General features: G+C 68.6%; 17 protein-coding genes. 9 read left to right on the top strand and 8 right to left on the bottom strand.

The window, feature by feature from the left end:
- Nucleotides 1-99 precede the first annotated feature (99 nt).
- Entirely contained in the window at nt 100-711 is a 612-nt protein-coding gene (locus ACIA5H_RS27585) for a hypothetical protein (RefSeq protein WP_379251857.1), read from the top strand.
- Between the two features lie 33 nt (nt 712-744).
- Here ACIA5H_RS27585 and ACIA5H_RS27590 read toward each other — a convergent pair whose 3' ends face one another.
- Together ACIA5H_RS27590 and ACIA5H_RS27595 are read right to left on the bottom strand one after the other, a co-directional pair.
- Nucleotides 745-1728 (bottom strand): Ku protein, encoded by a 984-nt coding sequence (locus tag ACIA5H_RS27590; protein ID WP_379251856.1) that lies wholly within the window; start codon nt 1726-1728, stop codon nt 745-747.
- On the bottom strand, nt 1725-2837 hold the full coding sequence (locus ACIA5H_RS27595) for a lycopene cyclase family protein (RefSeq protein WP_397078289.1): 1113 nt from the start codon (nt 2835-2837) through the stop codon (nt 1725-1727). Before ACIA5H_RS27595 ends, ACIA5H_RS27590 begins: the two co-directional genes overlap by 4 nt.
- A gap of 457 nt (nt 2838-3294) precedes the next feature.
- Here ACIA5H_RS27595 and ACIA5H_RS27600 point away from each other — a divergent pair, with 457 nt between their 5' ends.
- Both ACIA5H_RS27600 and ACIA5H_RS27605 read left to right on the top strand, forming a co-directional pair.
- Nucleotides 3295-5505 (top strand): MMPL family transporter, encoded by a 2211-nt coding sequence (locus tag ACIA5H_RS27600; protein WP_397078291.1) that lies wholly within the window; start codon nt 3295-3297, stop codon nt 5503-5505.
- 106 nt (nt 5506-5611) lie between these two features.
- Nucleotides 5612-6385: a hypothetical protein gene (locus ACIA5H_RS27605; protein WP_397078293.1), complete on the top strand. Its 774-nt coding sequence runs from the start codon at nt 5612-5614 to the stop codon at nt 6383-6385.
- Between the two features lie 22 nt (nt 6386-6407).
- Here the strand turns inward: ACIA5H_RS27605 and ACIA5H_RS27610 are convergent, their stop codons facing one another.
- On the bottom strand, nt 6408-7172 hold the full coding sequence (locus ACIA5H_RS27610) for an SDR family oxidoreductase (protein ID WP_355070855.1): 765 nt from the start codon (nt 7170-7172) through the stop codon (nt 6408-6410).
- A 167-nt stretch (nt 7173-7339) separates the two neighbouring features.
- On the opposite strand from ACIA5H_RS27610, the gene ACIA5H_RS27615 reads away from it, so the two are divergent.
- Nucleotides 7340-8971 (top strand): ABC-F family ATP-binding cassette domain-containing protein, encoded by a 1632-nt coding sequence (locus ACIA5H_RS27615; RefSeq protein ID WP_356961853.1) that lies wholly within the window; start codon nt 7340-7342, stop codon nt 8969-8971.
- A gap of 81 nt (nt 8972-9052) precedes the next feature.
- On the top strand, nt 9053-9283 hold the full coding sequence (locus tag ACIA5H_RS27620; RefSeq protein WP_355070859.1) for a helix-turn-helix domain-containing protein: 231 nt from the start codon (nt 9053-9055) through the stop codon (nt 9281-9283).
- Nucleotides 9284-9626: 343 nt separating this feature from the next.
- On the opposite strand, the gene ACIA5H_RS27625 is transcribed toward ACIA5H_RS27620, so the two are convergent.
- From ACIA5H_RS27625 to ACIA5H_RS27635, 3 genes are all read right to left on the bottom strand, one after another.
- Nucleotides 9627-10556: a hypothetical protein gene (locus ACIA5H_RS27625; RefSeq protein WP_356961855.1), complete on the bottom strand. Its 930-nt coding sequence runs from the start codon at nt 10554-10556 to the stop codon at nt 9627-9629.
- 44 nt (nt 10557-10600) lie between these two features.
- Nucleotides 10601-11056 carry a hypothetical protein gene (locus ACIA5H_RS27630; RefSeq protein ID WP_355070863.1) on the bottom strand — a complete coding sequence of 152 codons (456 nt, stop codon included), beginning with the start codon at nt 11054-11056 and terminating at the stop codon, nt 10601-10603.
- Nucleotides 11057-11438: 382 nt separating this feature from the next.
- Entirely contained in the window at nt 11439-11942 is a 504-nt protein-coding gene (locus ACIA5H_RS27635) for a cupin domain-containing protein (protein ID WP_379251852.1), read from the bottom strand.
- 72 nt (nt 11943-12014) lie between these two features.
- Between ACIA5H_RS27635 and ACIA5H_RS27640 the strand changes: the two genes are divergently transcribed.
- Together ACIA5H_RS27640 and ACIA5H_RS27645 are read left to right on the top strand one after the other, a co-directional pair.
- Nucleotides 12015-12521: a MarR family winged helix-turn-helix transcriptional regulator gene (locus ACIA5H_RS27640; RefSeq protein WP_379251851.1), complete on the top strand. Its 507-nt coding sequence runs from the start codon at nt 12015-12017 to the stop codon at nt 12519-12521.
- A gap of 159 nt (nt 12522-12680) precedes the next feature.
- Nucleotides 12681-13475 carry a hypothetical protein gene (locus ACIA5H_RS27645; RefSeq protein WP_379251850.1) on the top strand — a complete coding sequence of 265 codons (795 nt, stop codon included), beginning with the start codon at nt 12681-12683 and terminating at the stop codon, nt 13473-13475.
- 6 nt (nt 13476-13481) lie between these two features.
- Here ACIA5H_RS27645 and ACIA5H_RS27650 read toward each other — a convergent pair whose 3' ends face one another.
- Complete coding sequence (locus ACIA5H_RS27650) at nt 13482-14048, bottom strand: TetR/AcrR family transcriptional regulator (protein ID WP_039798681.1); 567 nt, start codon at nt 14046-14048, stop codon at nt 13482-13484.
- Between the two features lie 111 nt (nt 14049-14159).
- Entirely contained in the window at nt 14160-16979 is a 2820-nt protein-coding gene (locus ACIA5H_RS27655; RefSeq protein ID WP_397078299.1) for an aconitate hydratase, read from the bottom strand.
- A gap of 286 nt (nt 16980-17265) precedes the next feature.
- Here ACIA5H_RS27655 and ACIA5H_RS27660 point away from each other — a divergent pair, with 286 nt between their 5' ends.
- Nucleotides 17266-17856, top strand: a complete 591-nt coding sequence (locus ACIA5H_RS27660) for a DUF6676 family protein (protein WP_356961861.1) — start codon at nt 17266-17268, stop codon at nt 17854-17856.
- Between the two features lie 462 nt (nt 17857-18318).
- Nucleotides 18319-19737: an NlpC/P60 family protein gene (locus ACIA5H_RS27665; protein WP_397078301.1), complete on the top strand. Its 1419-nt coding sequence runs from the start codon at nt 18319-18321 to the stop codon at nt 19735-19737.
- Nucleotides 19738-19767 lie beyond the last annotated feature (30 nt).

A 19767-nucleotide genomic window follows, 5' to 3' on the forward strand; every position in this document is an offset into this window, starting at 1 on the left:
GTGGCGACCGTCTTCCTGACAGCGCGAGGCGACCGGCCGCTTCCTGCCGAACCCGTGCGGTGGGGCGGCGGCAGTGGAGATGATTCGGGGGTGGATGAGATGACATATCGGCGATCGCGCGTCGGGCTGCACGCGGTCGCGGAGTTGCTGATCGCCGGGCCGCAGTATCGACAATTCGGCACCATTCGGTTGGCAGTCGTGCACCGGGGTTTCGCCGGTGTGCGTTGGCCGGTTTCGGTGGTCGGGGAGGAACTGGTGTGGCCGGAAGGGCGGGCGCGGCTGAAGGGGACGTATCGGGAGGTCGCCGAGGCCGCGGGTTTCGAACCCGGGCCGCCGGAAGGGGTGTACGCGGACACCACCGGCGTGGATACCGATTCGGCGATCGAAGTGGATCCCTCGGCGGCGGGGCTGATCGAGGACTGGTTCGCGCTGGGGGACAAGGCGTTGCGGTGCCTGGCGTCCGGCGTGACACCGGTGCTGTGGCCGGAGCATTTCGATCTGTCGAGCACGGTCGACGAGGTGAACTACGGGGTTTCGCCGGGAGACGACGCTCATCCCGGGCCCTACGCCTACATCGGGCCGTGGACCCCGCGAGCCGGCGACTTCTGGAACGCGCCGTTCGGCGCGCTCCGGCCCCGCACCGCGGTGAACACCGTCGCGGCCCTGCTGGAGTTCTTCGAAGAGGGCAGGCAGCGCGCGGCACAAGACTGATTCGGCGGTCGTGGCGGCCCCGCCGTAGGAAGATCAGGCGCCCTTGCGAGCCGGAGCCTTTTTGGCCGCCTTCTTCGCAGGCGTCTTCTTCGCCGCGCTCTTGGACGCGCCGCTCTTGGACGCCGTGCTCTTGGCTGCCGTGCTCTTGGCGGCGCCGCTCTTGCCTTCGGCGCTCTTGGCCGCGGCCTTCTTCGCGGTCTTCTTCGGCTCGGCCCCATCGCCGCCCGCCGTCCTGCGCCCGCTGGCCTCCAGGCTGCGCTGCAACGCGGCGACCAGATCGACCACCTCGGCGTCCATGCCGCTCGGCGCGAGCTCCGGCTGTTCGGGCACCTTGCCGGTTCCGCTGGCGATCGCCTCGTCGAGCAGGCGTTTGAGCTCGATCTGGTACTCGTCGGTGAACTGCTCCGGATCGAAGTCGTCGGACATGGCCTCGACGAGCGTCTCGGCCATCTTGATCTCCTGCGGCCTGGGCTCGGCGACACCGTCGAGGGATTCGAACTCCACGGAGCGGACCTCGTCGGGCCACAGCAGCGTCTGGACCACCAGAATGCCCTCGCGTACGCGCAGCGCGGCAAGCCGGGTCTTCTGCCGCAACGTGAAGTACACCAGGGCGGTGCGTTCGATCTGCTCCAGCGTCCTGGCCAGCAGGACGTAGGCCTTCGGCGTGCTGGAGTCCGGTTCCAGGTAGTAGCTCTTCTCGAACAGGATCGGATCGATCTGCTCCGACGGCACGAACTGCAGCACCGGTATCTCGTGCTTCTCCGCTACCGGCAATTTCGCGAAGTCCTCGTCGCTGAGCACCACCTTGTCGCCGTCCGGCGACTCGTAGGCCTTGTCGATCTCGGTGTACTGGACGGATTGGCCGCACACGCTGCAGACGCGGTCGTATTTGATCCGGCCTCCATCCTTGGCGTGCACCTGATGGAACCGGATGTCGTGGTCCTCGGTGGCGGTGTACACCTTCACCGGAACGTTCACCAGCCCGAATGCGATCGAGCCCTTCCAGATCGATCTCATACCCCCATCATGGCCGAAGCCCACCGACCGCGCGAGGGAACCGGAACTCCGAGTGTCGCGGTCGCGACACGCCGACGCAGCCGTCCCGGGAGCGCGGCGAACAGTGCGCTCATCGCCGCGACCGTGCCGGCGAGGTCGGTGCGGCCGGACAGATACGCGCGTTGCGCGTCCGGGGGAAGCGCGAAGAACGTGTCGAAGAACAGCGGGAGATCATCGGGCGGCAACGCCAGCAGCGCGCGCAGCCCGGCGCCGCGCAACCGGTGGACGACGCGCGCCGCGGCCGGCCATACGTCCCGGCCCTCGGCCACCGCGTCGGCAGCGGACAGCGCGGCGCCGACGCTGTACCCGGTCGCCGGATGCAGGAACCCGCCGGCGGCCCCGAACCTGCTCGACCCAGGACGGCCTCCTTGCACCGGAAAACGGACATGCTCCACGGTTTCGTCACCGGTGAGCGGGACGCCTCTGGCGCGGAGGCGCTCCCACAAGCGTGTGCGCAGTTGCGCACCGGTCAAGGCCGGGCGGCCGGCCAGGCAAGTTTCCTCGAGCAGCACCCGCTCGTCGTCCAGCGGAACGGCGTAGAGGAACGAACGCGGCGCCTCGGGGGCGGCGCCGTTGTCCGGACGCCAGTCCATAAACAGCGGTTCGAGCCCGGCGCAGCGCCGGGCGTCCACGATGACGCCGTAGGCCGTCTGCTCTGCCCGGGCGGGCGAGCGGGCGAGTCCGCGCGCGTCGACCACCCGGCCGCCGGTGATCGTCGCGCCGGAGGCCAAGGTCACGCGCTCGGGGCCGACATCGATCGCGCGCTCGGAGACCACGCTCGCGTCGGCCAGGTGCAGCGACCTTTGCAGCCGGGCGGTATCAAGCACCACGTACGGGCGGTCCAATCGGTGAGCGCGCGTTCCCCAGGCCATCGGCCGGGGTACCGTCGCCGCGACGACCTGAGGCGACAGCCAATCAGGCAGTTCGTCGGCCCACACCGCGTAGGTGGCGGTCCACCGGCGCTCCGGCGCGGGATCGACCACGGTGACCGTGAGTCCGCGCTCCACTGCCCGGTGTGCGAGGGCGCGTCCGGCCGGGCCGAGCCCGCAGACGACCACGTCCGGCTTCATGCCGGGCTCGTCCGGATCCGCGGAAGCGTGTTGCGATGCATGGGTTCGAGCCTCTCATCTGCTCGCTGGAGCGTCGCACAGCCACGGCGTCGAACACGTTCCGGCGCGGAGGTCCGGACCCGCGAAGTGAACGTTTCGCGAAAGCTGTCGCGGGTTCCGGATCGCCCGCCCCGCGTGCGGAAGTGCGTCCGGCCTGGCTCGGTTGCCTTCCCATACCGGAGCGTGCAGGCAGGTGGCCGGACCGGGCGCACCGACGGAATGTGTTCGGGCTCACCGCAGTTTGTCCCGCGTTGCTAGGATGCCGGGGCGCTGGCGTACGCATCCGGCTCCGGTGCCGAGTGTCAGGTGTCGGCGCACCGGCGTGCCGCGGATGGCACGCCGGGCAGGTTGCCGACCGGCGACCGCTGGAGTCCGAGCGCGAAAGCGGCACGACCGGAACGAGTTAGGGGTAGACGGAGTGTTCGAGCTGACCAGGCGGCGCAGCCGGTGGATCCTGGCCGTGTTCGTGGTGCTCGCACTGGCGATGGGCACGCTGAGCGCGACGCTGTTCGACAAAGTGCAGGGCGGCGGGTACATCGACCCCGACAGCGAATCGAGCCGGGCGACCGCGGTGCTGCGCGACACCTTCGGCGAGGCCACCCCGAATTTCGTGTTGCTGGTGCAGACTCGCCGGTCGGTGGACGACGACGCCACGGCCACCGCGGCGACGAATCTGGTCACCGAGCTGAAGTCGGAGTCCGGCGTCGCGGGCGTCACGTCGTACTGGACCGACAAATCGCCCGCGCTGCGCAGCACCGACGGGACCAAGGGCCTGATCGTGGCCAGCATCCTCGGTGAGGAGGCCGACGTCGACAAGCGGGTGGGCGATCTCGCCGACCGATTCGGCGGCACCCACGGCCCACTCGAGGTGCGCGTCGGCGGCTACGCCATGCTGCTGCACGAGACGGTGCAGCAGAGCGAGAAAGACGTCGTTCTGGGCGAATCCATCGCATTCCCGGTCACGCTGATCGCCCTGCTGCTGGTGTTCGGCGGCTTGGTCGCCGCCAGCCTGCCGCTGGTGGTCGCGATGATCACGGTGATGATCACCATGGGCGCGCTGTGGCTGATCGCGAGCGTCACCGATCTGGCGGCCACCGCGACCAACGTCGCCACCTTGCTGGGCCTCGGCTTGGCGATCGACTACAGCCTGCTGATCATCAGCCGCTACCGCGACGAGCTGGTCGCCGGTCAGCAGCCCGCCGCCGCGGTGGCCGCCACCATGCGCTCGGCGGGCCGGACCGTCGCGTTCTCGGCCGTCACGGTCGCCGTCGCGCTGTCGGGCCTGCTGTTCTTCCCGCTGCTGGCCGTGCGGTCGATGGGCTACGCGGGCCTGGCCGTGGCGGTGATCGCCGCGACGGTGTCGCTGACCGTGCTGCCCGCGATCCTGTTCCTGCTCGGCACCAAGATCGACAACGGTCAGTTGTGGTGGTTCCTGCGCGCGGCCCGTCCCGCACCCGGCGAGGGCGCCTGGCACCGCTTGGCGCGGTTCGTGATGATGCGGCCGGTGCCCATCGGCCTCGGGGTCACCGCCCTGCTGCTCGTACTGGGCGCGCCGTTCCTCGGAGTGAATCTCGGCTTCCCCGACGAACGGTCGCTGCCGGAGTCGATGAACAACCGCCAGGTCACCGAGACCATCCAGCGCGACTTCGCCGCCACCGAGCAGAACGGGCTGTTCGTAGTGCTGCCCGAAAGCGCTTACAGCGCCGCAGGCTTGGACGCCTACGCTCGTGAGCTGTCGGAGATCGAGGACGTCCGCCGGGTCGACACCGTCACCGGCAGTTACAGCCACGGCGGTCTGCTCGTCGCGCCAACCGCGGCCGCCGACCGCTTCCGCGCCGAGAACGCCGCCTATCTGACGGTGGTCCCGGACACCACCGATCCCACGGTGCTGGATCGGATCGCCGCCGACGTGCGCGCGACGCCCGCCGCCTCGCCGGTGCTGGTCGGCGGCGTGGCGGCGGCCAACACGGACGCGATCGGCTCGGTCGTCTCGGCGCTGCCGTACGCGTTGGCCTTCGTCGTGCTGATCATGGTGGTGGTCCTGTTCCTGCTCACCGGAAGCGTCGTGCTGCCGCTGCTGGCCGTCGTGCTCAGCTTCCTGAGCCTCACCGCGACTTTCGGCGCGCTGGTCTGGATCTTCCAGGACGGGCACCTGTCCGGGTTGCTCGGCTTCACCGTCACCGGCGACCTCCCGCCGACCGTCCCGGTGATGCTGTTCGGCGTCGCGTTCGGTCTCGCCATGGACTACCAGGTGTTCCTGTTGGCCCGCATCCGCGAGGAGTACCTGCGCACCAGGTCCAACGCGCTGGCCGTCACGTCCGGACTGGAGCGGATCGGCCGGATCGTCACGGCCGCCGCCGTCCTGATCTCACTGGTCTTCCTCGGCTTCCTCGCCTCGGACATCACCTTCATGAAGGCATTCGGCATCGGGCTTCCACTCGCCGTGCTGGTGGACGCGACGCTGGTGCGCGGCTTCCTGTTGCCCGCGGCGATGGAGTTGCTCGGCCACTGGAACTGGTATGCGCCCGGCCCGCTGCGCCGACTGCACGAGCGGTTCGGAATCGAGGAGGCTCCTGCCGCTCCGGCGACCGCGGGGCGCGAGGACTGGCTCCAGCCGGTCCGGCTCTGATTTCGGGGCGATCGGGGCAGGCTCGATCGGATAGGGTCGCTCGGGCGGCTCGGGGAGGCCCACGCGGGGTGGGACGGCTGCTGGGAGATGTGGGAGGGCGACCGCGATGACCTATCCGTCCGGGAAACCGGAGGACGCGCGGTACGCGCCGGACTGGGGAAGCATGTCCCCGCCGAGCGCGTACCCGATGCCGGAGTGGGAAGCGCCGCCCCTGCCGCCGCCGCCCGAGTCCCGAACCGGTGTGGTCGTCGCGCTGGTGATCGGCGTCGTCGCCGTGCTGGTCGCGGTCGGCATCGGAGTGGCGCCGGCGCCGCGCGAGGAAGGGCACCCGCAAGCCGCGGTCGCCACCGCCGAAGCGACCACCCGCGCGGGCGGCGGTACCAGCACGCGACCGGCGAGCCCGTCGTCGCGTGGTGCGCGCCCTTCGGCGGGCCGGTTGAGTTACACGGAGTTCGCGAAGGACTGGGACTTCCGGTTCGATCGCGTCGAACTGCACGCCGAGTGGGTCGACGGCCGCGATCACGCCGACTGCCACCCCATCGAGGCGGCGGGCAAACTCACCGGTCTGGGCTGCGTCTACGCGGCGGAGCTGGTGTACCGCGCCGAAGGCGGCGCGCTGATGCTCACGCAGTTCGTGCTCGGCATGGCCGACGAGGGCCGGGCCGCCGCGGCGAAGGGCCGGTTCACCGACGCCGACCTCGCGCTGCGTCCGGGCAGTTACCTGAAGGGCTACGCCACCGGCAAGTGGAAGGACGGCAGCGAGAAGGAATTCGTGGTGGTGACGCTGGCGACGGCCACCGGCGCGGTCGACGCCGCGGCCGTCGAGAAGTACCTGCGCTACCGGCACGCCGACACCATCGGCGCATTGGCGTTCCGCTAGCGCGGGCGGCTCCCGTTCGCGGTCAGATTCCGCCCGTGGAGAGCAGCCCGCCGTCCACCCGGACCGTCTCGCCGGTGATCCACGCCGCCTCGTCGGAGACCAGGAATCCGATCAAGCGCGCCACGTCCTCCGGGCTGCCCAGCCGCTTCATCGGGTACACGCTCGCGGCGCGCTCCTCGTCGGTCGAGTACAGCGCGTCGGCGAACTTCGTCTTGATCACGCCCGGCGCGACCGCGTTCACCCGGATCTTCGGCCCCAGCTGCCAGGCGAGCTCACCGGTGAGATGGATCAGCGCGGACTTGGACGCGCCGTAGGCGGCGATCACGCCGGTCGAGCGGATGCCCGCGACGCTGGCCACGTTGACCACGGCGCCGCCGTGGTCGCGCATCCACGCCTTGTACGCCTCCTGGATGTAGCCCAGGGCCGCGACCACGTTCACGTCGAAGATCTTGCGCACGGCATCGAGGTCGGCGTCCATCAGGGAGCCGAAGACCGGGTTGATGCCGGTGTTGTTGATCAGGACGTCCAGCGAACCGAACTCCGTGACCGCGCGTTCGACCGCGGCGGATCGATCCTCGGCGACGCCCGAGTTGCCCGCCAGAGCGACGACCTGACCCTGGTGCCCCAGTTCGCGCAGCTCCGCGGCGGCTTCCTCCAGCGGATCCTTCTTCCGCGCGGTGATCAGCACGTTCGCGCCGCGGGCGAGCAACTCCGCCGCGACCGCCTTGCCGATGCCACGGCTGGCCCCCGTGACCAGAGCGCTCTTGCCCAATAGATCGGTACTCATGGCATCGCACGGTAGCGCAGGCCACCGCGGGGGCCGTTATCGCCGTCACATGCGGGGTGCTGGTATGCGGGCGCACCCTGCGCCCCGGGTAAAATCGGTGGTTCTTGTGCGCGTCGGGTCGCACAATCGAGCACGCGTCCAGCACCACGATCCGCGAGGAGAAGTTTGTGATCACCGCGACCGACCTGGAGGTCCGGGCCGGAGTCCGCACCCTGCTGTCCGCTCCCGGACCGGCGCTTCGGGTGCAGGCGGGCGACCGGATCGGGTTGGTCGGGCGCAACGGCGCGGGGAAGACCACCACGCTGCGCATCCTGGCAGGCGAGGGGGAGCCGTACGCGGGCAAGATCCTGCGCTCCAGCGATATCGGTTATCTGCCGCAGGATCCGCGCGAAGGCAACCTCGACGTGCTGGCCCGCGACCGGGTGCTGTCGGCGCGCGGCCTGGACACGCTGATCCGGGAGATGGAGAAGCAACAGGCGCTGATGGCCGAGGTCGCCGACGACAAAGAGCGGGAGAAGGCGGTCCGCAAGTATGGCCGGCTCGAAGAACGCTTCTCGGCGCTGGGCGGTTACGTCGCCGAGAGCGAGGCGGCGCGCATCTGCCACAGCCTGGGTCTGCCCGACCGCGTGCTCGGTCAGCCGCTGCGCACCTTGTCCGGCGGACAGCGGCGCCGAATCGAATTGGCGCGCATCCTGTTCGCCGCCTCCGACGGCAGCGGCGGGCGGTCGGACACCATCTTGCTGCTGGACGAGCCGACCAACCATCTCGACGCCGACTCGATCACCTGGCTGCGTGGTTTCCTGCAGAACCACGACGGCGGCCTGATCGTCATCAGCCACGACGTGGACCTGCTCGCCGACGTGGTGAACAAGGTGTGGTTCCTGGACGCGGTGCGCGGCGAGGCCGACGTCTACAACATGGGCTGGAAGAAGTACCTGGACGCGCGCGCCACCGACGAGCAGCGCAGGCGGCGGGAACGCGCGAACGCCGAGAAGAAGGCGAGCGCGCTGCGCGCCCAGGCGGCCAAGCTCGGCGCCAAGGCCACGAAAGCGACTGCGGCACAGAACATGGCCAAGCGCGCCGATCGCCTGCTGGCCGAACTCGACGACGTGCGCGTCGCCGACAAGGTCGCCAGGATCAAGTTCCCCGAGCCCGCCGCCTGCGGCAAGACGCCGCTGATGGCGGAGAACCTGACCAAGGTCTACGGCTCGCTGGAGATCTTCACCGGCGTCGACCTCGCGATCGACCGCGGTAGCCGGGTGGTGGTGCTGGGGCTCAACGGCGCGGGAAAGACGACGCTGCTGCGCCTGCTCGCCGGAGTCGAGCAGCCGACGGCGGGTGGTCTGGTGCCGGGGCACGGTCTGAAGGTCGGTTACTTCGCCCAGGAGCACGACACCCTGGACGACAACGCCACCGTGTGGGAGAACATCCGCCACGCCGCGCCGGACGCCGGTGAGCAGGAGCTGCGCGGCCTGCTCGGCGCGTTCATGTTCTCCGGCCCGCAGCTCGACCAGCCCGCGGGCACGCTCTCGGGCGGTGAGAAGACCCGTCTCGCGCTGGCCGGACTGGTCTCCTCGGCGGCGAACGTGTTGCTGCTGGACGAGCCGACGAACAATCTCGACCCGGTGTCGCGGGAACAGGTTCTCGACGCCTTGCGCACCTATGCGGGCGCGGTGGTGCTCGTGACCCACGACCCGGGTGCAGCGGAGGCGTTGTCTCCGGAACGTGTGATCCTGCTCCCGGACGGGACAGAAGACCATTGGTCGGCCGAATATCTGGAACTTATTCAGCTCGCGTGAGATTCATCACAGGTACCCGTTGATCACGGCCTGCTGAGTGCTTAGCCTGGAAAGACGCTGCTCGGCGACTCGGAGGAAGCCATGAGCGACAGGCCACAGAGCAAGGCCACATTGGGTAAGGGCACACGCGTCACAGGCAAGTCACGCGATCGCCTACAAACCCAGTTGAAGAAACAGTACGAGGCCGGTGCGAGCATCCGGTCACTGGCGCGGTCCACCGGCCGCTCCTACGGTTTCATCCACAACGTCCTCGTGGAGTCGCATGTGCAGCTCCGCAGCCGGGGTGGAGCCAATCGCCGCAAGAGCCCATAGCGCCGCAACGGCGCGCTTTGCCGCCGGACGGCTACGCGGCCGCCCCGGGCGGAGCCCCCAACCGGATCGACGTCGACGCCCCCGAACTGGATGTCTACCTCGCCGAGCTGCACGGCGGCGTCGATGCCAGGTCCTCGGGCGCATCTCGGCGATCGAGTGGAACCGCAACGCAATTCAGCGGCGCTCGCGCCGTTGGTCGTCGCGCGGGACCCCGTCCAGCGACGGGCTTCGGCTGCTGTTGTCGTCCGGTGGAGCGCCGCTGCGCGGCGAATGCGGGGCCGCCGTTGCCGCATACCGTGGCGTTCCCGGTCTCGATATCGTGCCGCCGGACCTGTGACCGGGTTCAGTAGCCCTCCACCATGCCGTCACCGTCCACCAGCAGGTTGGCCAAGCTGCGAAAGATCGGCAGCCCGGTCTTGATCTCCAGGTAGGCGAACTGGCCCTGCGGGTTGACCTCCAGGAAGTAGTACTCGCCATCACGGCCGAGCCGAATGTCGAGCACGCCGAAGGACAATCCGAGTGCGCCCATCAGCGTGGCCAGTGACTTGCTCACCGAGGCGGGCAGGTGATCGTGCGCGAAATCGACCGACGTGTCCAAGCGGGAGTCGACCTTGCCGACGCCCGCTTGGGAGTCGATGCGCACGGTCCATTCGACCCCGTCCACCCACACCACGCGCAGATCGCAGGTGGCGTCGACGTAGTCCTGGAAGGTGGTCGGCGCCGAGCGGATCGCGGCCAGCCTGCCGAAATCGTCCCTGGAGATGATCCTGGTCTCGGCGAACTCCGCCCGGCTGGTGCCGGTGCGCTTGTAAACCACCGGACCGGGCCGGGATTCGACGAAGCTGCGCGCCTCGTCCGGATCGTTGGTGATCAACGTCTCCGGCACCGCGAACCCGGCCCGCAGCGCCGTCTCCAGCTGGACGATCTTGCGTGCCGCGGTGCGGTCGGCGCCCGGGTCGTTGACCCAGTGAGCGGGGATGGACCAGAGCAGCCCTTGAATGAATCCGTCGCACTCGGCCTGGCGAAACTCGTTGTCCGAGGCGCGGACACCCGCGGGCACCCGCGCGGGATGCGGGCGCCGCCACCACACCGACCGCACGTCGTCGAGGCCGATCAGGTGCGACAGCGAGCGTGTGGTGCCGAGCCGGTCCAGCCGGAAGCTGCCGGACTCCTGGGGGAAATCGCGCAGGTCGAGGTGGATCGGGCCGAGCCCGTGGTGTTCTCGCAGCGTCGCCGCCATCGCGGTGGCGTGTAGATCATCGGATTCGGACACGATCAGGACCGAACCGCGCCGGCGTGCGGCCATCCGCCTGCCGCTCAGTCGAGGCTGTCGCAGTTGATGCCGTCGTCGCTGCCGTTCATCGACTTGGTCTGGCAGTAGGTGAACGTCGCACCGCTCGCACCCGGGCAGTCGACGAGTTGCAGCCGGTCGGCCCAGGTTTCGGTGAGCCGGCGCAACTGCTCGTCGCCGAGCGCCTCCGACGGTGACTCCGGGATGGTCATCGGCCGATCGACCAGGTCGATCCGCAGCCTGCGGGTGAAATCGGCGGTGGCGCCCGCGCGAATGTCCACCAGCACCGGGCGCCCGTCCTGATCGGCGTGGGGCGCCGCGGAATCGACCACGCGCAGGACATCGGACCGACTGAAGGTCCACGTTCCCTCGGCGACGCGCACGCTGATCTGCCGGTCCGATTCCGCGACCAGCAGACCCTGGAGCGGAGGAACGCGGTCACCCCTCGGCGTCGTCCCGGGAAGGTGGATTGCGTCGGTCATAGCCGTTTCTCCGATCTGCTCGCGATTTGCCACGACCCCCAAGCGTGTGAGCGATCATATCGCGATGAGCGGCGTTATCGGCTCGGATCGCGAGATTTCCCGGCCTGTGGCAAACCGAATTCCGATTCATAACGCCCGAGTACCGAAAGTTTTCCGGTAGCCTGGAAATACTGAGATGGCAATCGAGAAGCTAATCTCCCGTGAGGCGCGGATGCTGCTCATAGCCCGATATTGGCGGCTGTGCATCTGTACTCTCGTCCTGCTGAGCGCAGGTGGCCCGCGACGACGGCTGCTGTGCGGCATCGTATTTCCTCCCGCGCCGCGCCGTGCTCGACTCGCTCCGAATTGATTGCCCGCGAGCGGATTCGGAGGGGCGCCGACTTCACTTCCGGTTCGCGTTGCGCTCCGCCCACCAAGCGGGGGCGTCGACGAAGTGGTTGTCGAACTCGTCCTGAGCGGCGGCGAGATCGGTCATCGGGGATTCGCCCGCGGCGATTCGTTCCAGCAGCCGGAAGTACTCGAAGCGCTGCACGCCGGGCGTGAGCGCGATGAGGATCCGTGCCGTGCTCTCCGGTGCGGCGCCGAAGGCGTGCGGCATGAATTTCGGGACCACGATCGAACCACCCGCGCCGACGGTGACGATGCGGTCACCGGCGAGCAGTTGCAGTTCGCCGTCCGCGACATAGAACAGTTCGTCGGAAAGCGTGTGATAGTGCGGCGCCGCGCCGTCCGCTCCACGGTCCATGTCGACCTCGAGTGTGCTCAGCCCGCCGCCCGCCTCCTTGGCATCGATCAGCAGGCGCATGGTGACAGACGTGGTACGCAGGGTCTCCGCATCCTGCGGCTGACGGATCGCGACGTCCTTGCGTGGCGCGGGAATGGCCATCGGAGCCTCCGTATTAGTTCGGTGATTGATAATTTGCTAGCGAACTATATCGTGCCGAATAAGATCCTGTCCATGACCGAGCGGAAAACGGACGCCGTGGACGCGATCGTGGCGCAGTGGCAGCGGGAACGACCCGACCTGGATCTCGAGGCGATGGCCGTGGCCGGACGTCTGGGCAGGCTGTTGGTGGTGGCGCAGCGTGAGATCGAGGCGGTGTTCGGCAAGCACGGCCTGCAGCGCGGCGAATTCGACGTACTCGCCGCGCTCCGTCGTTCGGGCGCGCCGTTCGAACTCAGCCCGTCGGTGCTCGCCGACACGCTGATGTTGTCCAGGGCGGGCATGACCGGACGGCTGGACCGGCTGGAGTCGGCGGGACTGGTGCGGCGCGTCGCGGACGCGCGGGACCGCAGGGCGGTGCGCGTCGGCCTCACCGAGGCGGGACGGGAATTGGTCGACACCGTGGTCACCGAGCACACCGCGAACGAGGCGCGGATGCTGTCCGTGCTCACCGCGGGGGAGCGACGGGAACTGGACCGGCTCGCGCGAATCCTGCTCAGCAGCATGGAACCGGACGCGTAGCCGCGGTAGCTCACGCATCCTTCGATCCGCCGAATCGCGCTCTACTTGGGCGAACTCGTGCCGCGATGAGGTAGCCCGATACTCGTGCCGAGTGGGCGTCCCTGCTCTACCTTGAGATTCCGTGCCGAAGGGGTCGGTGCGGTGGGCAAGGAGGCCACGATGATCGACATCATCACTCTCCGCGGCACCGGGGAGCCGCGCAACTCCGACGGAACGCCCGCGGGCATGCTGCACGACGTCGTGAAACTACTCGACACCGGGAAATTCAGCTGCTTCGAACCGGATTGGCCCGCTTCCGTCGGCCCCGTGCCGGAGGTCTGGGGTCCTTCGCTGGAGACGTCGGTACGGCTCGGCATCGCCGCCGGCGTGCGGGCGATCCAGGACTCGCCGAACGTCTGCGGCCTGCTGAGTTATTCGCTCGGCGGCATCTGCGCCAGCCGGATCCTGGAGGGCGTGCGGTCCGGGAAGTACAAGAACACCGACGGAACGCCGCTGGAGATCGCCTTCGTGGTGAACATCGCCAACCCGCTGCGCCGAGCCGGGCAGTCGGTCGGAAACCTCTGCCCGGCGAATACGTTCGGCCTGCACGGGCAGCGCGGCGCGTGGCCCGCGTCGATCGACGTCCGCGAGTACGCGAATCCCGGCGACATCATCACCGCGTCGCCCGCGGATTCGCCGTTGCGCGTCATCGACGTGGGTATCTCGCCGTTCTCGTTCGTGGAGGGCGCTCGGATCGGCAACGTCGCGCCGCTGATCTTCGCCGAACTGCTCGAAGTCCTGCTGCGCGACCCGATCGGGAACCTCGAGCGCTACACGACGGCCGTACGCGGCGTCATCGGCTATCTGACCCCGTGGCCCGACGGTCAGCACGTGCTCTATTCCGGACGGAACATGCCGGGGACGAACGTGCTGTGGACCACGCACGCCGCGGAGTACCTCAACGCGGCGTACTAGCCGCCCTCACTGCTTGCGTCGGACCGACGCCTCGACCAGATCCAATACGGCGGAAAGGTTCTCGTTGGTGTGGCCGGAGGCGATCCGGGCGATCAAACCGTCGAGGACGAGGTCGAGGTAGCCGAGCAGCACGTCGGTGGGCACATCGTCGCGCAGCGCGCCCGCGGCCTTACGACGTTCCAGGCGGGCCAAGGTGGCGGCGGTGAGTTCGGCCGAACGCTGGGTCCAGCCCGCCCGGAATTCGGGGTCGGTGCGCAGCCTGCGGGCGATCTCCAAACGCGTTCCGAGCCAGTTGAACTGCTCGGGGTGGGCGAGCATGTCGCGCATCACCTGCACGATGCCCTGATTGGCCGCGACATCGGCCATGCGTTCGGCGTCTTCCTGGGCGAGGGCGAGAAACAGCGCGTCCTTGTCCCGGAAGTGGTGGAAAATGGCTCCCCTGGACAGCCCGATCTCTTCCTCGAGGCGGCGCACGGTGGCGCCGTCGTAGCCGTACTCGGCGAAGCAGCGGCGTGCTCCGTCGAGGATCTGGCTGCGCCGGGCGGCGAGGTGATCGTCACTGACCTTGGGCACGGAATCCTCCAGCGGGGAAACACGGACCCCCGCGTCGGCGGTAGACCGACGCGGGGGTTGTCCGACACGAGACTTCAGTGGCGCGAACACGCGCCACCGAAGGTGGCGCGATCAGGCACGGATCATGTTGCGCAGCACGTACTGCAGGATCCCGCCGTTGCGGTAGTAGTCGGCCTCGCCGGGGGTGTCGATGCGGACCACCGCGTCGAAGGTGATCTTGTCACCGTTCTCCTTGGTGGCCGTGACCTTCAGGGTCTTCGGGGTGGCACCCTCGTTGAGCTGGGTGATGCCCTCGATGTCGAAGGTCTCGGTGCCGTCCAGCTTCAGCGACGCGGCCGACTCGCCCGCCGGGAACTGCAGCGGGATGACGCCCATGCCGATGAGGTTGGAGCGGTGGATGCGCTCGAACGACTCGGTGATGACGGCCTTCACACCCAGCAGGCTGGTGCCCTTGGCGGCCCAGTCGCGCGAGGAGCCCGAACCGTATTCCTTGCCGCCGAGCACGACCAGCGGGACGCCCGCGGCCTGGTAGTTCTGCGAGGCGTCGTAGATGAACGCCTGCGGGCCGCCCTCCTGGGTGAAGTCGCGGGTGTAGCCACCCGAGACGTCGTCGAGGAGCTGGTTGCGCAGCCGGATGTTGGCGAAGGTGCCGCGGATCATCACCTCGTGGTTGCCGCGCCGCGAGCCGTAGGAGTTGTAGTCCTTGCGCTCGACGCCGTTGGCCTCCAGGTACTGCGCGGCCGGGGTGCCGGGCTTGATGTTGCCCGCCGGGGAGATGTGGTCGGTGGTGACCGAGTCGCCGAGCAGCGCGAGCACCCGGGCGCCCTTGATGTCGGTGACCGGCTCCGGGGTCTGCGGCATGCCTTCGAAGTACGGAGGCTTGCGCACGTAGGTCGACTCGGCGTCCCACTCGAAGGTCTTGCCCTCCGGGGTGGGCAGGCTGCGCCAGCGCTCGTCACCCCGGAACACGTCCTTGTAGTCCTCGAGGAACATGTCGCGGCTGATGACCCGGTCGATGGTGTCCTGGATCTCCTGCGGCGAAGGCCAGATGTCCCTCAGGAAGACGTCGTTGCCCTCGGTGTCCTTGCCCAGCGGGTCGTTCTCGAAGTCGAAGTCCATGGTTCCCGCGAGCGCGTAGGCGATGACCAGCGGCGGGGAGGCCAGGTAGTTCATCTTCACGTCGGGGGAGATGCGGCCTTCGAAGTTACGGTTGCCCGACAGCACCGCGGTGACGGTGAGGTCGTTGTCGTTGACCGCCTTGGAGATCTCCTCCGGCAGCGGGCCGGTGTTGCCGATGCAGGTGGCGCAACCGAACGCGACCAGGTTGAAGCCCAGCTTGTCCAGGTACGGCCACAGGCCCGCCTTCTCGTAGTAGCCGTTGACCACCTGCGAACCAGGAGCCATGGACGTCTTCACCCACGGCTTGCGGGCCAAGCCCTTCTCCACCGCGTTGCGGGCCAGCAGGGCCGCGCCGAGCATGACCGACGGGTTGGAGGTGTTGGTGCAGGAGGTGATCGAGGCGACCACGACGGCGCCGTGGTCGAGCACGAAGTCGCCGTACTCCTCGCTGCGCACCGTCACCGGCTTGGACGGACGGCCCTCGGCGCCGTTGGCGGCCGATACCAGCGACTCGGCGCCGTCGTCGGCGAAGGACAGCACGGCAGGGTCGCTCGCGGGGAAGGACTCCTCGACGGCCTCGTCCAGCTTGCTGTGCGGGGTGTCGGCGGCGGGGCCGCTCTCCGCGTCGTTGGTGTAGTTGTGGATGTCCTTGCGGAACGCGATCTTGGACTCCGACAGCAGGATCCGGTCCTGCGGGCGCTTCGGGCCCGCGATGGACGGCACCACGGTGCTCAGATCGAGTTCGAGGTATTCGGAATAGGCGGGCTCGGAGTCGGCGTCGTGCCAGAGGCCCTGCTCCTTGGCGTACGCCTCGACCAGCGCGACCTGCTCGTCGGAGCGGCCGGTCAGGCGCAGGTAGTCGACGGTCACGTCGTCGATCGGGAAAATCGCTGCGGTGGAACCGAATTCGGGGCTCATGTTGCCCAGGGTGGCGCGGTTGGCCAGCGGCACCTCGGCCACGCCCTTGCCGTAGAACTCGACGAACTTGCCGACCACGCCGTGCTTGCGCAGCATGTCGGTGACGGTGAGCACGACGTCGGTGGCGGTCACGCCCGGCTGGATCTCACCGGTCAGCTTGAAGCCGACGACGCGCGGGATCAGCATCGAGACGGGCTGGCCGAGCATGGCCGCCTCGGCCTCGATGCCGCCGACGCCCCAACCGAGGACGCCGAGGCCGTTGACCATGGTGGTGTGCGAGTCGGTGCCGACACAGGTGTCGGGGTAGGCCTGGCCGTTGCGGACCATGACGACGCGGGCCAGGTGCTCGATGTTGACCTGGTGCACGATGCCGGTGCTCGGCGGGACGACCTTGAAGTCGTCGAACGCGGTCTGGCCCCAGCGCAGGAACTGGTAGCGCTCGCCGTTGCGCTGGTATTCGATGTCGACGTTGCGCTCGAAGGCGTCGGCGCGGCCGAAGACGTCGATGATGACGGAGTGGTCGATGACCATCTCGGCGGGGGCGAGGGGGTTCACCTTGTCCGGGTCGCCGCCCAGGGTGGCCACGGCCTCGCGCATGGTGGCCAGGTCCACGATGCACGGCACGCCGGTGAAGTCCTGCATGATGACGCGGGCGGGCGTGAACTGGATCTCGGTGTTCGGCTGCGCCGTGGGATCCCAGCTCGCGATGGCGCGGATGTGATCGGCGGTGATGTTGGCGCCGTCCTCGGTGCGGAGGAGATTCTCCGCGAGGACCTTCAGTGCGTACGGGAGTTTCTCGGTGCCGGGCACGGCGGAGAGGCGGAAGATCTCGTAGGAGTTGCTTCCCACCTCGAGGGTGCCCTTGGCGCCGAAAGTATCGATACTTGTCGTCACGTCAGCTCCACTCGTCTGTGCGGGTGGCCACCGGCGGGGCTGTGCCGGCGGCCGAGTCTTCGGAGGTGCTCCGGCGCCGCTCCGGCGCTGGTTCCTCGCGCCTACGACCTTAACAGTACGCTTGTCCTGTGAAACACCAGGGGGCGGTTCGGCGTGCCGCGCGCGCGAGATGCGACACTCCGTCGCGTACTGTGCTTTCGAGCCAGCAAGGGGGATCTTGCTCGCCCTGCAGTGTTGGATGCCCGTCGCTTCGGTTGCCGATGCGGCTCGACAGACCGGATGGAAGATGACCGCCCCGCACAACTCGGTTTTCACCCCTATGGCCGCCGAATTGCCGCCGAATGTCACCGCCGACACCGTGCGCTCGCTCAACGCCGATCTGGCCGACGATCACGTCGCGACACTGACCGGTAAGGACAAGAAGGAACTGGCCGCCATCGCCGCGGAGGCGCGATCGCAAGGAATCCCGCTGAGCATCGTGGTCGTCCCCGGCAATCCAGGACACGACTCGAGCCTACGGGACTTGGCCACCGAGGTGGGTAAGACGCAGCACGGCACCGTGGTCGTTCTCAGCGACGACTGGGTGGGCACCTACAGCGACACGATCAGCCGTGTGCGGCTGGAGTGGGCCGAGGACGCCGCCAAGGGCACGCAGGGTAAGAGCGGAGAAGCCGCGAGCATCTTCACCGCCCGCTTGGAGACGCCGGAGTCGATGTCCTGGACTGCCATCACCTGCGCGCTGCTGGGTGGAACGGTGGCGGTCATCGCCGGACTGTACTGGGTCAAGGTCCGGCGGGCGGCGGCCGACGGACCGGAGCGTGTGGCGAGCGCCCGGCGGACACCGGACGGCGAGTCGTCCGACGCGCGCGCCATCTGAGGTCGCGGCGCCTTTCTGCGAAGCCGGCTGCGGCCGATTCGACATTCTCGTGGTATCACCGCGCCGGTAACGGCGTGGTTGTCCATCGCCACTCGGCCCCGAGCGCGGGACCTCTACGTGTCGCAGGCGTGCGTCGCTGACACCGCCTTCGCTCGATGCGAAGCCGAGCTGTGTCCGATCTGGGGCGAAATCGGGTCGTCAGCATCCAGGTAGCTAATTTTCCGAACGGTTGGTCTGTTGCGTTCGAAGAAAGCGTGGCGCGCAGTACAGCAAATTTCTAGCAATGAAGAAGATGTGGGCGGCAACTAGGTCGATGCCGTTTTGTCGGTGACGTAAGTGTCGTACGGTTCGAATGGTCCCTGATGGGGAATAAGTGTTCCCAGAGGCCATCTGTCGACCACAGTGCATCCTGGTTCGCCTGATGCCCTCGAGGATTGCAGGAATCCGGTCCTTGGAGGTGTGATGCGCAACAACGGCGGGCTCACCAACTGGCGCCGACTATCGGTCGCTGTGGGGTTGCTGATTGCGGTCGTTGTAGTGGTCACGACTGGACCTGTCGCTGCTGTGCCACCGCCTCCGCCAAATCCCAGCGACGGCGAGATCGCCCAGGCGGGCGCGCAGGTGGACGCCGGTGTCGCCGAGGTCGGCACCCTGATCAACCAGGTCGCCGTGGTCGATCAGCAACTGGGGCAACTCGACGACGCCGTCGCGCAGCGCCGGGAGGACGTCAACCGAGCGCTGGTGGACCTGCAGACCGCGCGCGACGCCGCCGACGCGGCCGCCGTCGTGGTGGTGGACACCCAGCTCGACCTCGCCGATGCCGCGGCCAAGGTGGGCCAGGCGCGACGCAACTTCGATCAGTTCGCCACCCAGGCCTATACCAATCCGGGCTCCGGCTCGATGGTCACCTACCTCGCCGCGGCCACCCCCGCGGTCGCACTGGACCGGGCCCAGCTCCTCGAGCTGGTCTCCAAAAATCGTCAGCAGGTGCTGGACGGTCTGCGGCGCGCGCAGATCGATCAAGGCAACAAGAACTCCACCGCGCGGCGGGCGAAATCGGACGCCGACACGGCCGCCGCCGTCGCCGCCGCGCGCAGGGCCGACGCCGAGAACGCGGTCGCGGCGGCGAAGGCCGAACTCGACCGGCAGACCGCCCAGCGCGACGACCTGCTGCGGCGGCGCCAGGATGCGCAGGGCAGGCTGGATCAAGCGCGGCAGAACGTGGCCGGCCTGCAGGACCAGCGTGACGCGTACCTGGCCTGGGACGCCATGCGCAAGGTGGAGGAAGCGGCGGTGCGTGCCGCCGCGGCGGCGGCCGCCGCGCGCGCGGCCGCCGACCAGGCCGCTCGCGATCGCGCCGCCGAACTCGGCACCGGAAAACGCCCGCACACTCAGCTGGAGGACGCGCCGCCACCGCGACGGAGCGCGCCACGACCGAAGTCGCCACCGGTCGAAGGCTCCGCGGCGATCGAGATCGTGGTCGATCGCGCCATGTCACAGCTCGGCGTCACCTACGCCTGGGGTGGCGGCGACGAGGACGGGCCGACCCGCGGCATCCGGGACGGCGGCGTCGCCGACAGTTACGGGGACTTCGAGAAGGTCGGCTTCGACTGCTCGGGGTTGATGGTCTACGCGTTCGCGGGCGTCGGGGTCTCGCTGCCGCACTACAGCGGCTACCAATACAACGCGGGCACCCGGGTGCCGGTCGGCGATCGCGAGCGCGGCGACATGCTGTTCTGGGGGCCGAACGGCAGCCAGCACGTGGCGCTGTATCTCGGCGACGGGAAGATGGTGGAGGCGCCGGAATCCGGCGACGTGGTGAAGGTGTCCCCGGTCCGCGAGGGCGGCATCATGCCGTTCGCGGTGCGCGTCGTCTCCTGATATCGGACATTCCGGGTGCCCCGCCCGGCC

The organism is Nocardia sp. NPDC051900, from assembly GCF_044452545.1.
GTDB classification, from domain to species: domain Bacteria; phylum Actinomycetota; class Actinomycetes; order Mycobacteriales; family Mycobacteriaceae; genus Nocardia; species Nocardia sichangensis.